Raw genomic sequence first — 15514 nt, 5'->3', positions numbered from 1 at the left:
CCAGTATTATATTACAAAAGTGATGTGCTGTTGTCAACTATTTCAGCATTTCATGAAGATAAATGTTGCAGTTGCGTTCCGGACCGACAGAAATCATAGAAATTCGCGTATTGCACAGATCTTCGATACGACGCAGATAGATTTTGCAGTTTTCAGGCAGCTCCTCGTAGGTCTTCATCGTAGAAATATCCTCCTGCCAGCCGTCAAACTCTTCATAAATCGGTTTTGCCCTCTGTAGCTCTTCCATGCTGCTCGGGATATAATCATAGCGTACACCGTCAATATCGTAAGCTACACACATGCGTATTTTCTTCAGGCCGCTCAGAATATCCAGCTTGGTGATAACCAGATCGCTCAATCCGTTGATCATAGCCGCATGACGCACCACATTCACATCCAGCCAGCCACAGCGTCTCGGACGTCCGGTGGTTGCCCCGAACTCATGTCCCTGTTCACGCAGCCACGCACCCATATCGTCGAACAGCTCACTCACAAACGGTCCCTCTCCGACTCTTGTGGAATATGCTTTCGCGATACCGATGATGACATCCAGCTTCTTTGGTGAAACGCCGGCACCGGTACAAACACCGGCGGAGGTTGGAGAGGAGCTTGTCACATACGGATAGTTCCCGTAATTGATATCCAGCATGGCGGCCTGTGCACCCTCAAATAAAACCTGCTTCTGTGCATCCAGTGCCTGGTTGATTACAATCTGTGCATTGATGATACGCGGCAGTAATGCCTTGCGAATCTGCGCAAACTGCGCAACCAGCTCCTCATAGGAAAAGCCCGGATCCTCATACACCTTCTGAAAGGTGATATTTTTCATATCCACTGCAAGCTTCAGCTTTTTCTTAAAGCTTTCAAAATCCTGCAAATCTCCGATACGCAGTCCCTGACGGGAATATTTATCCGCATAGCAGGGGCCGATTCCCCGCTTGGTTGTTCCGATTTTATGATCCTTCAGACTTGCTTCAATCAAAGCATCCAGCCGTACATGGTAGGGCATGATGATGTGTGAGCAGTCACTGAGCAATACATGATCTGTATTGAAACCGCGCTCCTCCAGCTGATTGATTTCCTCCAGAAAGACAAACGGATCCACAACAACCCCTGGTCCGATGATGCAGGAAGCCTTCTGCAGCACACCGCTTGGCAGAAGATGAAGCACCACCTGCTGGTTCTGTCCTGTGTGTTTATCCTGTACAACGACGGTATGACCCGCATTGTTTCCTCCCTGAAATCGCACAACGGCATCCATGCGTGATCCCAGATAATCTACAACCTTGCCTTTTCCTTCGTCTCCCCACTGGGTTCCGACAACTACATATCCTGGCATAAAAATTCCTCCTTACGGGTATTTTCAAAGCAGATTGATACTTTTAAAAAATCCTTTACTAATATAGCACACTTCATGTAAAAAATAAACATCTTTTTTTGAAAATTGTTTCATCCAAGAAGGGTGAAAGGATTTCCAGCATTTTTATCTAAATATCCCCTGTAAAGGAGCTTTGCTGTTGTAGTAAGACTACGCAAAAAAAAGAGGAAGATGCAGCCGATATCCAATAAAGGTTATCGTGCTGTTTAACATTCCTCTTTATGTATTTATTTGCCCATTTTTTCAATCAGCTGATCTGCCGCAGGTGAAATCCAGGCATACATCTGCTGTGCTGTTTCCGTATCGAAATCATCATCCTTGTAAATTCTGGAAATGCTGTCCATCATCGGCAGCTCTGCCCATAAAGGCACCTCATTTTCCCTGACAAAATCCTCCACATTGCGGTGCTGGAAGATTTCGATCCGTTTACCGCAATCCGGACAAACGACATAGCTCATATTTTCAATAATCCCCAGTACCTCGACCTTGACCTGCTTGCACATATTGATTGCCTTGGATACGATCATGGATACCATCGGCTGCGGAGTGGATACCATAATAACTCCGCTGACAGGCAGACTCTGCAGTACCGTCAGCGCGACATCACCAGTTCCCGGAGGCATATCGATGAACAGATAGTCCAGCTCCTCCCATACGACATCAGTCCAGAACTGCTTAACTGCATTTGCTACGATCGGACCGCGCCATACAACCGGCTGGTTTTCATCCTCCATCAGAAAATTCAAAGACATGACCTTGATGCCATCCTTATCCACGACCGGCTCAATGGCGTCGTTTGTACCGAATGCCTGTGCATGCTCCAGTCCCATCAGACGTGGAATACTTGGTCCTGTGATATCCGCATCCATGATACCGACACGAAAGCCTCTTCTGGCCATTTCCTTTGCCATCAGTACACTCATACTGGATTTTCCTACACCGCCCTTGCCACTCATCACACCGATGACATGACGGATTTTATTGCGTTCATTATTCTGGATGCCGCAGCTGTCAGCCTGCTTGCCGCAGGTTCCCTTGCTGGGGCATGAATTACAGTTACTCATATTCAGCTCTCCTTATATTATCTGTATAACCTATCTTATTTTACATCTTTTCGCATCGTTTTCCAATGCTTTCGATTCACTTTTTCGCGAAATGGATGGTAGGGCTCGTATAGCAAACGGAAGGTGCGTTTCCTGTCTGCGATAAATGACTCTTTGCCAGCACGATGAAGGCTATGCGCTGTTCGTGCAGAAACCTTCTATAATTTTAACTAGAACTGCCTTCCTCCTGTATGTTATCTTAGACAGCACTCCATGCAGCAGAGGCAGTGAGGTGGTATATGACTAAGCTTATGATGTGCGCTTTCCTCGTTGTCATTTCTCCTTTTTAACGGAGCGGGGATGATACTGATCGATGGCTTCCTTCAGCCTCCGGTTCTGCACATGAGTATAAATCTGTGTTGTTGCGATATCGCTGTGTCCCAGCAGCTCCTGCACAACCCGTAAATCTGCACCGCCGTCCAACAGATGTGTCGCAAAGCTGTGACGGAAGCTGTGCGCTGAAAGACGCTCATCCAGCCCCAGTGCCTGCAGGCGCTGCTTAATCAGCGTATGAACATACTGCCGTGTCAGAACATTTCCTCTGCTGTTCAGGAAAACACGTGTACTTTTCCGCTTTTCCCATGTTGGACGGATTTGTGTCAGATACGTACGCAGGACACGCATACAGCGTTCATGCATCGGCACCATGCGTTCCTTATCCCCTTTTCCGATCACCCGCAGATAGCCCTGCTCCAGGTGTACCTGATTTATGCGCAGCTCGCACACCTCACTGACACGAAGACCGCAGCCATACAGCAGCTCCAGAATGGCTTTCTGATACAGTCCCTGCGCATCCTGTCCAAAGCTGTCCAGCAGCAGCTCGATATCATGCGGATTGAAATACAGGGGCAGCTTCTGTTCCTTCTTCCCTCCCCGCAGATGGATCGAGGGATCCAGAATCGAGGGATGGTTCATTGAGATAAAGCGGTGAAACATATGAATGCTGCTCAGCATATGATTGACACTGCTGCGCTTATAGCACAGGCCGTCCTCCTGTATGTCCCCCTGCTCCATATCAGATAAAAAGCTTTGGATATCCCGGGGCAGAATATCCTCCATCTCCGTTTTTCCCTGCATCTGCAGCCAGCTGAGGTATTCCTGCAAATCCTGTGTATAGGAATGAATGGTTGCCAGTGATTTCTGATCAACCGCCTGTATGTAATGCAGATAGTCCTGCAGAGCCTCCTGCAGATTCATCGCTCTATGATCTGCGGTAACAGTACGTGGGCGTTTACCCTGCCATCCTTTACCGCCTCCACCAATACACTGACTGCTTCCTCTCTGTTGGCATCATAGACAAACTGGAGGGTACGAATTTCCAGACGATGCTGCTTCAGGGTATAGGCGATTTCCGATATACGGGAAGCCCGGTGCACCATATAGAAGCGTCCCTTTTCATCCAGCAGCTCACTGACCCGCTGACACAGGGTCCTTAGTGTGAGGAAGCGTTCATGGCGCGCCATCTGAAGACTTTGCGATTCATTGAGATTGCTTTCCTGATCCACCTTGAAATATGGCGGATTACAGACAATAACATCCACCTTTTCCAAAGCGGCATCGCATATATCCTGTGCCATGAGCACCACATTCGTTATATGGTGATGCTCCATATTCTTTTCCGCAACCGCTATGGCCTCCGGCTGGATATCGATGCCATACAGATATGACGGAGCATAGCGGTGTGCCGCAAGAAGCAACGCTCCGTTGTTCGTGCCGATATCCAGTACCCGTTCCCCTTTTTTGACCTTCATGAACTGCGCCAGAAGCGCCGTGTCTGTGTTGATGCGAAACATCTTTTTATGCTGATACAGATAAATATCCGTCCCGTTGATATAATCATACGTGTAATTTTCCATGCTGCAACCTCCCTGTCTCTATTATTATAGCGGAAGATCACATCAAATTAAACAGTTTTATGAATTCGATCACCAGTGTCGATTTCAGATAGCTGCCTGCCAGAATGATCACAAAGCAGATAAAGATATCGTTCAGTACATTGTTGCCCAGCTGCTTGAAATTGAGCCGCTCCCGATTCGTTGTGGAATAGATGATATACATGGACAGCTGAATGGCGCTGGCGGAGATCAGAAAGGTCGCAATCAGATCCATTGCCACCTGTGGAAGCAGGGTCATGATAATGCCTGCAATTCCCTTTAAATGATATGTATACACAAACAGCGCACAGGAAAAGCCGATCTGCATACCCTTCGTAAAGGCGATAAAGCTGATAATGGGAATTCCAATCAGGGAGGTTCCCAGCAAAAACACAAACAGAATAAACACGATACCGCTGAAAAACTGCGATACGAAGTAATCGTATTTATCAACACCGGAATCAATGGTCGTCAGATAGCTGGATAAGCTCTTTATATCCGATACATCAATATAATTGGATACAATGATACCCATCAGTATCCCGCAGCCGACAAGAATCGCTATAAACAGATATACGTTATGGTATTTCTTGAGAAACCCATGATAACCCTGCCTCTTTTTTAGGGGAATATTTTTTTTCATATTGTCACCTCACTACACTATATGAAAAAAAGAAGGCAGTCTTGCTGCCAACTTATCGACAAACTTCTCATAAGCTTTTATGAGGCTCTTTCGTTTATTTCTGTCCCTTGGACGCATGAATATCACTGGCTCGTATCAGATGCGCTCCCGGCAGCTGCGCATTCAGCTCCTTCAACACATCCTCGACATCGTTCAGCGGCTGAATCTCATGCTGAAACAAATCGATTTGATCGATCGTATGCTCTGCGGAATACAGAGAGCCCAGACCGATTCCCAGATGACGGATTTCCCTGCCGTTGTAGTGACGGTCAAATAAGAGCAGTGCATGCTCCAGCAGCACGTTTGCATCATCGGTATAGGAATGAATGTTGGTGGAACGAACGGCATTGGTGAAGTCAAAATAGCGGATACTGATGGATATTAAAGAACCCTTGATATGATCTTCCCTTGCCCGTCTGCTCAATGTGGCCGCAAGACGCTTCAAAACGGTTTTAACCTCCTCATAATCCGTAATATCACGATCCAGAGTTGTGGACTGCGATATGGACTGCACACTGGTATTGAAGGAAAGCTGTGCACTTCCGTTACCACGTGCATTCTGAATATATGTATAGGCATGCTTGCCAAGCAGCGTCATGATTTTGGATTCATTTTCTGCATCCGCAAGGTCGCCAATCGTTGTGATTCCATGCTTGATCAGCAGTGGTACCGTCTTCTTTCCAATTCCCCACATATCACTGATGGGAAGCGGCCACAGCTTTTTGGGAACCTCCTGCTTGCGCAATATCGTGATTCCCATCGGCTTACGCATGTCGCTTGCCATTTTTGCCAGAAATTTGTTCGGTGCCACACCGATACTGCAGGGCAGCTTCAAATCTTTTTGCACACTCTTTTGTATCTGCCAGGCAAGGTCCAGCGGTCGCTTATAGTCCTTGATGACATCGGTGACATCCATATAGCATTCGTCGATACTGGCCGGCTCGATCAGACTTGAAAAACGACGCAGATATTTAAAAAAACGATTACTCAATTCCTCATACCAGCCGTAATCGCCCTGAACAACAACAAGATTTGGACACTTCTCCATTGCCATATGCAATGGCATCGCGCTGTGTACCCCGTACTTGCGGGCTTCATAGCTTGCCGTTGATACCACACTTCGCCTGTGCAGTCCCGCCACAACGACCGGCTGCCCCTCCAGTGCAGAGTTTTTCAATATCTCCGCACTTGCAAAGTAGGAATTTAGATCAATATGTAAGATAACTCTTCCTGCCATAAAACAACTCCCTTGTCTTACAGTATAGTATACTGGATTTACAGGGGAAAAGCTAGCGGAATGTCTTGATCACATTGTTTTTGTTGCGCAGTCTGTGCTCTAAGCGCAGCTTGTCGGAAATCATGGCGATGAATTCGGAATTGGTTGGCTTTGCCTTGCTGGCAGATATCGTATATCCGAAGATATCATCAATTGCATCAATGTTCCCTCTGTTCCATGCTACCTCGATTGCGTGTCGAATGGCTCTTTCCACACGGGATGCCGTGGTTGCATATTTCTTGGCGATTTCCGGATACAGCACCTTTGTGATCTGTCCCAGAAAATCAACATTTAGATAGGTTTCTAGAATTGCTGTACGCAGATACATGTAGCCCTTGATATGTGCAGGAATCCCGATTTCATGCAACAGCTCTGTAATCTCACTTTCCAGCTCCAGCTTCTGCAGACGCTCCTTCTCATCATCATCCAGATTGACCTTCACCACATTGCTGGATATATGCTCCTTCCGTGTGTAGCCGACAATGAAGTTCAGCTTATCACACAGCTGTTCTATCTCAAAGGGCTTCATCAGAATATAATCGATACGGTAATTCTGAACACCTGCCACGATGAGATCGTTCACAAACGGTGTTGTACAGATGATGTGATCCACCTGTATATGGTTTTTCTTCAAATCGTGCAGAACGCTGATGCCGTCCTTCTTCGGCATAATCAGATCCAGCACAAGGACATCCAGATGCTTGCCGCGCAGCTCATTGACACACTGCTCGCCATTGGTGGCACTTCCGATGACCTGATACCCGTCGCTCTTTGTGAGCGCTTCCTTCATACTGTGGATCATCTCCATGCTATCATCCACCAGATATACATTCATTTTGTTATTCATACATTTCCTCTCTCCTTACTGACATCCATTATACGAACCTCCGTATGCAGAAATTCAGATAAAATGTCGAATGAAGAAAAGAATTTCACAAAAACTTCCAAAAAATGAAAAAGAGCGACGAAAACGCCGTTCCTTTTGTTTCAAAGCATAACATTTGCTCAAAATATGTCGGTTTATGCGGATTTTAAGCCATATTTCTGGATTTTTCAAGCATCCATTCGACAAAGACTCCATACCCGTTGGAAGGGTGGGAGGTGATGACATGCGTGACAGCACCAATGATTTTTCCATCCTGCACAATCGGTGATCCACTCATTCCCTGTACGATTCCATTCGACGCAGAAGCTAGACGCTCATCCGCAATCGTAAATTCGATACCCTTGACATCGGATGTATTCTGCCGGTGTACCTTCGTGATGTTAATCGTAAAGGGCTCAATCGTATTTCCCTGTAAGACAGTATACATGACGGCTTTTCCCGTATGTACCTCATCATGCTTTGCCCATGGCAGAGCTTCGACATTTCGCAGCATGGAATCGTAATGACCATAAATACCGATATTGGTATTAGCAAGTACATTGGCGAAGGCGGAGGAGAAATCTATTTCCGCATGCTTTTCACCCGGAATGTTATCCTGTGCCTTCGTTATAGATATGACATTGGCCGGATACAGGCTTCCGGAAGGTACCTCTGCAATCTGCTTTAAATCAGAATCCATAATTTCATGACCTAAGGCTCCGTAGGTATTGTTGGAGGGATCATAATAGGTCAATGTTCCAACACCGACAATTTTATCCTTTACATACAAGCCGCTTTTAAACGAACGTGTGGAGGCATCATACGTGGTTTTCAGGGTAACCGGTATGGTGTTCGAACCGCGTCGTATTTCGACAGGAATCTCATTGACAGATTCCTGAAAGGCGGACAGCTGCTGATACAATTCATCCATGGAGGATATCGGTACCTGATTCACCTTTACCAGGATATCACTGGGCTGGATGGTACCGCCGGGATCATAGGTTTCACCCTGTACGACGAACGGATATGTTCCCGTAATCATCACACCGTTGTAATCCAGCTGAATACCGATGCTGTCACCGCCCAGATACAGGTCATCGCTGGCGTGAATGCCGATGGGAAGCAGTAGGGACAGTGCGCATAAAAAAGCAACTATTTTTTTGTACAAATCGTTCACCTCCTGAAGATAGTGTGGTTCCTCGGGAGATGGTCATGTCAGTTAATTATTACCTGTTTCCTTTTTTGCAAGCTCATACAGCTCTTTTGCTGCCTGCAGAGCACTTTCACTGGTGCTGCCCTGTGATATCACAGCCATTTCCTGTATGCGCTCTTTATCGTTCAGCAGGCGGATCGTAGTTTCTGTATGTCCGCCTTCCTGATGCTTTTCCACTACATAATGCTGCATGGCACAGGCCGCAACACTTGCAAGATGAGTCACGCAGAACACCTGAGTCCTTTGCGCAAGCTGACGCATTTTCTTTCCGATGGAAAACGCAACACTGCCGCTGACACCGGTATCGATTTCATCGAAGATAATGGTATCAATACCCGTCAGCCGTGTAAAGACGGTCTTCAATCCCAGCATAAAACGGGAAAGCTCCCCGCCGCTGGCTGTAGCCTGCAGCGGACGCAGCCGCTCTCCGGCATTCATGGATACCAGAAAGGTGATTTTGTCACTGCCCTGCGCATTCCCCTCAAAAGGCTCCAGTTCAACGTGGAAACGTGCATTGGGCAGCTGCAAATCCTTTAGCTGCTGCAGAATCAGCTGCTCCAGCTCCCTTGCCTTTTTTTCGCGCAGCACATGCAGCTGCATACAATCTTCTTCATATACCTTTCTGGCCTTCTCCAGCTCCTTCTCGGATTTTGCGATAAAATCCTGGCGGTGCAGGATGCTGTCGATCTTTTTTTCCAGAAAGCTGCGTTTCTCCATGACAGCCGCATAGCTGCCGCCGTATTTCCGCTGTATCTTGTGTATCAGGAAAATTCTTTCCTGAAGTTCATGGAAACGGCCCTCATCGAATTCGAGCTCCTCCAGATGGGTGCGGACGCGGGAGCACTGCTCATCCAGCGCATAGTACAGATCCAGCAGCTGTGCAGCCGCATCCGTAAAGGTTTCATCCTCATGCAGCGCATGCAGCAGGCGATAGCTTTCATAGATGGAAGAAACGCTTCCCTCATCCAAAAGGGCAACCGCCTGTGATGCGGAGGAGCTCAGCTTTTCATATGCCATCATACGTTTTTGTTCCTGCTCCAGCGCCTCCAGTTCTTCTTCCTGCAGCTGTGCCTCGTCGATTTCATTCAGCTGAAAGGTTAGAAATTCCAGATCGTCCTCATTGTAATCACTGTGGAGCGCTTCCTCCAGGGCATCCTTCATGGAACGGTAGCTGTGATAGCTCTGCTTCGTCTTTGCCAGCAGATCTTCATCGCGTGCAAATCGGTCCAGCAGAAGCTGGTGAGATGCCGCATTACGCAGATACTGTGTGTCATGCTGGGAATGAATATCGACCAGCTGGGAAACGATCTGCTTTACAAAGGAAACCGTTGTCGTGCGCTGATTGATCCGCGCAATGCTTCTTCCCTCCCGGGTTACCTCACGTGTAACAATCAGCAGGCCGTCCTCACATTCATGGCCTGCATCCTGCAGCTGCTGCAGCACGCTGTGCTGTGGTGCAAGTTCAAAAACGCCTTCAATGACAGCCTTGTCACAGCCCTCCTTGATCATGTCGCTGTTAACACGATCTCCCTTCAGAATACCGATGGCATCCATTAACAGGGATTTTCCGGCACCGGTTTCTCCGGTAAAGGCTGACATGTTGTCATGCAGCTCCAGCTGCACCTCATCCATCAGGATGAAATTTTTCACATAGATCTGTGTAAGCATATTCTCACCTCTTTACTGTATAATTTTTAACAATATCCCGAATGGGAAAAACCTTATGCGTCTGTGTATGCTTCAAATGCATGACGAATTCCTTATTGCCATCCCTGCCCAGCACACTGCTGGCACACAGGTGATGGACATATAGGCCGAGGGTTTTCACATAGTCGCACATGGACTGCAAAACCTCGATGTGTACCTTTTCATTTTTCACGATGCCATGCTTGCCGACCTTTGCTCTGCCAGCTTCAAACTGCGGCTTTACCAGGGCGACGATTTCCATATCGGCAAACTGCTCTGCCAGCACCGGAAGAATCTGCCGTATGGAGATAAAGGATACATCCATGCAGGCAAAATCCGGACGCGGATCAAACATATCCCCACTCAGATAGCGGCAGTTGACACCCTCCATATTGATAATGCGCGGATCGTTTTTCAATCGCTCGAGCAGCTGATCCTTTCCGACATCCACTGCGTAGACAAGGCGTGCTTTGTTTTGCAGACAGACATCGCTGAAGCCTCCGGTGCTAGCACCGACATCCAAAACGACGCGTCCCTCCAAATCGATTTCAAAGGGCTTTAGCACATCATACAGCTTATAGCCTGCGCGGGAGGCAAATGCTGTTTCCGCCTCCTCCAGCTTGATATCCATGGAATCATCCACCGGCATACTGCTTTTCTTCGCAATCCTTCCATTTACAGTCACTCTGCCCTCCTGTATGGCATCCTGTGCTCTTGCACGGCTGTCACACAGTCCCTGCGTGCTTAAATATACATCCAGTCTCATTTCTTTTCCGGCCTCAGGTAGCTTGTGATGATTTCAAACAGCGTGTTCATATCCAGATGCTCCAGCTTTCGCAGCTGCGGCAGCGAGCCGTGCTCCACGAAATGATCATCGATTCCCATACGGACAAAATGTGTCGCATAGCGGTGGTCATTGGCAAATTCTGTAATAGCGCTGGACAAGCCGCCGCACAGCATATCCGGTTCAAAGATGATCGTCGGCTTATCCTCCTCACAGACGGAGGTCAAAAGCTCCTCATCAATCGGTTTGAAGAAGCGTGCATTGATTACCCGGATCGGCAGCTGATTCACCCTCGCCTTGGAAATGATACGATCCACATCCGGTCCGTAGGTGATGATATTGAGCGCATAATCCTCACGGATCACCGTCTGTGTCCAGGTTCCCGGTGGTATGTAGGTGTACTGCTCCACCGCCTGATAGGACACGTTACCTCTTGGATAGCGTATCGCATAGGGCTGATTGTTCTGCGCAAAGGCGGAGTACAGCAGATTCTGCGCTTCCCGGGCATCCTTGGGCTGTGCCAGTATCATATTCGGAATGGGCCGCAGCATGGCGATATCGAACACACCGTGATGCGTCTCACCGTCCTCTCCGACCAGTGAGCAGCGATCGATACCGATGACAACCGGCAGCTGCATACGTGCCACATCGTGGCTGATCTGGTCATAGGCTCTTTGCAGAAAGGAGGAATATACAGAGATAAACGGACGGATATCCTGCGTACAGAGGCCTGCCGCAAACGTCATTGCATGCTCCTCTGCAATACCGCAGTCAAAGGAACGTGTCGGATAGCGGTCAAAAAAGGCGGACAGCTTACTGCCGGATTTCATTGCGGGTGTAATGGCGACAATGCGCTCATCATGCTCGGCAAGCTTCATCAGTGTACGGGACATGACCTCACTCCAGCTTTTATGTCCTGCCGGAAGCTTCGCCAGGGATTCTCCGGTTTCCGGGTCAAACTGGCTGACACCGTGCCATTTTCCTTCCTTATCCTCTTCCGCATAGCGATAGCCCTTGCCTTTTTTCGTGATGACATGGACAACGATCGGTCCCTCGTGCTGCCGGGCAATTTTCAGTACCTTGATCAGCATCTTTAAATCGTGCCCGTCCACCGGCCCGATATAGTCAAGATTAAAATCACCGAATATAGAGGTATCCACCACGTTTTCCTTGACTGCATTTTTCATGCTTTTCATGGTATGCAGTAAAGAGGAACCCATACGGGAGGTGGATAATGCCCCTTTCAGATCTTCCTTCAATGTCGTATAGGGCTTGCTTGTCCGCAGCTTGGTAAAGGCCTCGTCCATTGCGCCCACATTTTGTGATATGGACATGTTGTTATCGTTAAAAATAATGACCATATTGCGCTGTTCACTGCCAATCTGGTTCAATGCCTCCATGGCCATACCACCGCTCAGCGCACCATCCCCGATGACCGGCACGATCTGGTAGGTATCCTTATGCAAATCACGCCCTACCGCCATGCCAAGTGCCGCTGACAGTGAGGTGGAGGAATGTCCGGCCTCCCAGACATCGTGTTCACTTTCCTTACGTTTCTGAAAACCGGCAATCCCCTTATACTGTCGCAGGGTTGCGAACTGATTTCCCCGACCCGTCAGGATTTTATGTACGTAGGACTGGTGACCGACATCAAAAATAAATTTATCCGTTGGAGAATCAAAGACATAATGCATGGCCAGCGTCAGCTCCACCACACCGAGATTACTGGACAGATGTCCTCCGGTTTTGGCAATGCTTTGAATCAGAAAGACACGTATCTGCTGTGCCAGATCCTGCAGCTGCGCAATCGAGCATTCCTTGATGTCCTCAGGCTGTTTGATATCGTAGATGTTCATGCAACCGCTCCTCTCAGTTTTTTCGCTTCATCAGCTGGTCAAACAGCTCTCTTACCGGTGCTGCATCCAGCGGCAGCGCATCAAGCTGTGCAAGCGCCCGCCGGTAATAGCGATCCGCTTCCTCTCGGGCGGCTTCAACGCCCATCAGCGTGACATAGGTTGTTTTTTCATTTTCCGCATCGCTGTTGATGTTTTTCCCAAGCTCCTCAACGGTGCTGGTCACATCCAGAATATCATCCTGAATCTGGAAGGATAATCCGGTATCTGCGCCAATGCGCTCCCATACCGCTGCATCCTCCCTGTGTCCTGCAAGCAGTGCTGCACAGACCAGCGGAAGGCTCAGCAGTCTGCCGGTTTTATAATAATGGATAACCTGCAGTCCGGCATGATCAATGCCGGGATTTGCTTCCCCCTCCAAATCCTTGATCTGTCCCAGAATCATGCCGTTTGCTCCGCTGAATTCGGAAAGCAGCTTTAAGATTTCCACAAGAACCTCTGCACGGCAGGTACACGCTGCCGCTGTATAAAAGGCCTGCGTCAACAGGGCATCCCCTGCCAGAATAGCGACATCCTCGCCGAATTTGACATGACAGGTCGGCATACCTCTGCGCAGCGTGTCATTATCCATTGCGGGAAGATCATCATGAATCAAGGAATAGGTATGGATCATTTCAATCGCAGCGGCTACGGGATAGCCGATCGTCTCTTCAAAGCCATAGGCACGCAGCACTGCCAATAGCAGCCTGGGGCGTATCCGCTTGCCGCCTGCCATCAGAGAATACTGCATTGCCTCGCGGACTCTGCTGTGCTCCAGCGTATCCAGACAATGGGACAGATAGCTTTCAAAGTCAGACATTGTCGCTGCCCTCCTGATAGGTGTTCAGCAGCTCCTGTACACGATTTTCAAAATTTTTCAGCTGTGAATCACAGGAATTCACCAGCTGCAGTCCTTCTTCAAACAGAGCGATGGCATCCTCCAGCTCGATTTCATTTTTTTCCAGTGCGGCAATGATTTCCTCCAGCCGGCTCATGGATTGTTTAAACGGCAGTTTCTGTTCCATTATAATTTCTCCTTCTTCTCGATGTTTGTATATAAATATCCATCCTGCATGCGCAAGCGCAGCCGGTCATTTTGTTCTACAGCGTCCACGCTGGATATCACTTCATCACCATGATAGGCGATGGCATAACCGCGGGACAGACTTTTCAGCGGGGAATAGGCATCCAGCAATGCGCTGATATTCCCTATCTGACGTTTTCGCAGCGTATCGTAATTGTGCAGTGCCTGCGTCAGACGCAGCCTGCTTTCCGCGATGCTGCGTGTATTCTTCTGAAACAGGCGTTCGCTGTGTATGGCGAGCTTATGGGAATTCTGCTTCAGCTGCATGGCCATTGCGGCAACCGTTGCTTCCACGATGCTCAGCTGCTGCACATGCATGGCAAGCTTCATTTCCTCTTCCCGTATGTAGCTTAACGGGTCGCGCATATAGCGGTGTGAACGAATCGGCTCCAGGGCCTGCTTCGCCATATGCAGACGTGTTTCCATATCCTTTACGAGCCGCCGCCGCATCAGGGATACGTTCATGCGCACCTCTTCCAAATCCGGCGTGATCAGCTCCGCTGCAGCTGTCGGTGTCGGCGCCCGGGCATCCGATACATAATCCACCAGTGTCGTATCCGTTTCATGACCGACACCGGTTACGATAACCGTATGCATGGCAAACACGGCACGGGCGACTGCTTCCTCATTGAAGCACCACAAATCCTCAATCGGTCCACCGCCTCTTGCCAGCAGGATGACATCATGTCCGCCCTGATCCGCCTTGCGCAGATTTTCAACAATGGCTCCACTTGCCTGAATCCCCTGTACCAGGCTGGGATACACCACAACCTCAGCCAGCGGCCAGCGCCGGGAAATCGTCGTCAGGATATCCTGTACGGCCGCTCCGGTTTTCGCGGTAATCACACCGATGCGCATCGGATACTGCGGCAGCGGCTTTTTCTTCTGCGGATCAAACAAGCCCTGTGCAGCCAGCTTCTTTTTCACTTCCTCCAGCTGCAGAAACAGATCACCCAGGCCATCCGAGCGTACCGCTGTCACATACAGCTGTACACTTCCGCCCGCCTCATACATGGAGACAGAGGCCGTTACGATGACCTTCATCCCCTCCTTCAACAGGATGTTACAGCGTCTGGCATGGGAGGAAAACATAACACAGCTGATTTTGGAACGGGCATCCTTTAGGGTAAAATACCAGTGTCCGCTGCGGTGATTTGTAAAATTGCTGATTTCCCCCTTGATGAGAATGGACTGGATACGGATATCATTGTCCAGCGTCTGCTTGATATAGTGTACCAGCGCGGATACACTATAAACATTCTGACTCATAGACGATCCAGTACCCCGTTGATCAGACGATACGTTTCATCGTCGCAGTATTTCTTCGCCAGTGTAACAGCCTCATCAATGACAATTGCCTTCGGTGCCGTTTCCAAATCCAGCTCGCATGCCGCCATCATCAAAATGGCCTGCTCCACAAAGCCAAGGCGCGCAAACGTCCAGTCCTGACGAAGTGCCGCATTGATCTTGTCAATATAGACGTCCTGATAGCGGATGGCATCGATGGTTACCGTGTAGAGAAACGGATCAATCTCATTGGTTTCACTGTTGTCGTACACACACTCCTTGATATCCTTCTGTAATAAAAAATGCTGATACAGGCTGGTCATTGCCAGCTCCCGTAGTTTATGTCTGCTGTTCATAGAAATCCTCCATTCATCTTTCTTATTTTATCAT

At 48.6% G+C, this 15514-nt stretch carries 15 protein-coding genes; all 15 read right to left on the bottom strand.

Going from position 1 to position 15514, the window contains the following annotated elements:
• Nucleotides 1–37: 37 nt before the first annotated feature.
• A complete protein-coding gene (locus tag ACG3M1_RS12325) occupies nucleotides 38–1339 on the bottom strand; it encodes an adenylosuccinate synthase (RefSeq protein ID WP_009269136.1) in 1302 nt (433 codons plus the stop codon).
• 266 nt (nucleotides 1340–1605) lie between these two features.
• Nucleotides 1606–2442 (bottom strand): Mrp/NBP35 family ATP-binding protein, encoded by an 837-nt coding sequence (locus tag ACG3M1_RS12320; RefSeq protein ID WP_002609041.1) that lies wholly within the window; start codon nucleotides 2440–2442, stop codon nucleotides 1606–1608.
• Nucleotides 2443–2754: 312 nt separating this feature from the next.
• Entirely contained in the window at nucleotides 2755–3678 is a 924-nt protein-coding gene (locus ACG3M1_RS12315; protein ID WP_008817235.1) for a tyrosine recombinase, read from the bottom strand.
• Nucleotides 3675–4337, bottom strand: coding sequence for a tRNA1(Val) (adenine(37)-N6)-methyltransferase (locus tag ACG3M1_RS12310; protein WP_008817236.1), 663 nt, complete (start codon nucleotides 4335–4337; stop codon nucleotides 3675–3677). The genes ACG3M1_RS12315 and ACG3M1_RS12310 overlap by 4 nt, the downstream gene beginning before the upstream one ends.
• Nucleotides 4338–4374: 37 nt before the next feature.
• On the bottom strand, nucleotides 4375–4998 hold the full coding sequence (locus ACG3M1_RS12305) for a stage II sporulation protein M (protein WP_002609038.1): 624 nt from the start codon (nucleotides 4996–4998) through the stop codon (nucleotides 4375–4377).
• A gap of 94 nt (nucleotides 4999–5092) precedes the next feature.
• Entirely contained in the window at nucleotides 5093–6274 is a 1182-nt protein-coding gene (gene dinB / locus ACG3M1_RS12300; protein ID WP_008817237.1) for a DNA polymerase IV, read from the bottom strand.
• Between the two features lie 52 nt (nucleotides 6275–6326).
• Nucleotides 6327–7160 (bottom strand): sporulation transcription factor Spo0A, encoded by an 834-nt coding sequence (gene spo0A / locus ACG3M1_RS12295; protein WP_002609036.1) that lies wholly within the window; start codon nucleotides 7158–7160, stop codon nucleotides 6327–6329.
• 184 nt (nucleotides 7161–7344) lie between these two features.
• Nucleotides 7345–8355 (bottom strand): SpoIVB peptidase S55 domain-containing protein, encoded by a 1011-nt coding sequence (locus tag ACG3M1_RS12290; protein WP_227761288.1) that lies wholly within the window; start codon nucleotides 8353–8355, stop codon nucleotides 7345–7347.
• Between the two features lie 42 nt (nucleotides 8356–8397).
• On the bottom strand, nucleotides 8398–10059 hold the full coding sequence (gene recN, locus ACG3M1_RS12285; protein WP_008817239.1) for a DNA repair protein RecN: 1662 nt from the start codon (nucleotides 10057–10059) through the stop codon (nucleotides 8398–8400).
• A 4-nt stretch (nucleotides 10060–10063) separates the two neighbouring features.
• Nucleotides 10064–10843 carry a TlyA family RNA methyltransferase gene (locus ACG3M1_RS12280; protein WP_008817240.1) on the bottom strand — a complete coding sequence of 260 codons (780 nt, stop codon included), beginning with the start codon at nucleotides 10841–10843 and terminating at the stop codon, nucleotides 10064–10066.
• Entirely contained in the window at nucleotides 10840–12717 is a 1878-nt protein-coding gene (dxs, locus tag ACG3M1_RS12275; protein ID WP_008817241.1) for a 1-deoxy-D-xylulose-5-phosphate synthase, read from the bottom strand. Before dxs ends, ACG3M1_RS12280 begins: the two co-directional genes overlap by 4 nt.
• A gap of 13 nt (nucleotides 12718–12730) precedes the next feature.
• A complete protein-coding gene (locus ACG3M1_RS12270; protein ID WP_008817242.1) occupies nucleotides 12731–13573 on the bottom strand; it encodes a polyprenyl synthetase family protein in 843 nt (280 codons plus the stop codon).
• Nucleotides 13566–13778, bottom strand: a complete 213-nt coding sequence (xseB, locus tag ACG3M1_RS12265) for an exodeoxyribonuclease VII small subunit (protein ID WP_002609030.1) — start codon at nucleotides 13776–13778, stop codon at nucleotides 13566–13568. The genes ACG3M1_RS12270 and xseB overlap by 8 nt, the downstream gene beginning before the upstream one ends.
• Nucleotides 13778–15106 carry an exodeoxyribonuclease VII large subunit gene (gene xseA / locus ACG3M1_RS12260; protein WP_009269138.1) on the bottom strand — a complete coding sequence of 443 codons (1329 nt, stop codon included), beginning with the start codon at nucleotides 15104–15106 and terminating at the stop codon, nucleotides 13778–13780. The genes xseB and xseA overlap by 1 nt, the downstream gene beginning before the upstream one ends.
• Entirely contained in the window at nucleotides 15103–15480 is a 378-nt protein-coding gene (gene nusB / locus ACG3M1_RS12255) for a transcription antitermination factor NusB (protein WP_002609028.1), read from the bottom strand. The genes xseA and nusB overlap by 4 nt, the downstream gene beginning before the upstream one ends.
• Nucleotides 15481–15514 lie beyond the last annotated feature (34 nt).

The organism is Clostridium sp. 10cd* (assembly GCF_044336395.1).
GTDB classification, from domain to species: Bacteria; Bacillota_I; Bacilli_A; order Erysipelotrichales; family Erysipelotrichaceae; genus Clostridium_AQ; species Clostridium_AQ innocuum.
The sequence above is the reverse complement of the archived record's forward strand: the minus strand, read 5'-3'. Positions and strand labels throughout refer to the sequence as shown.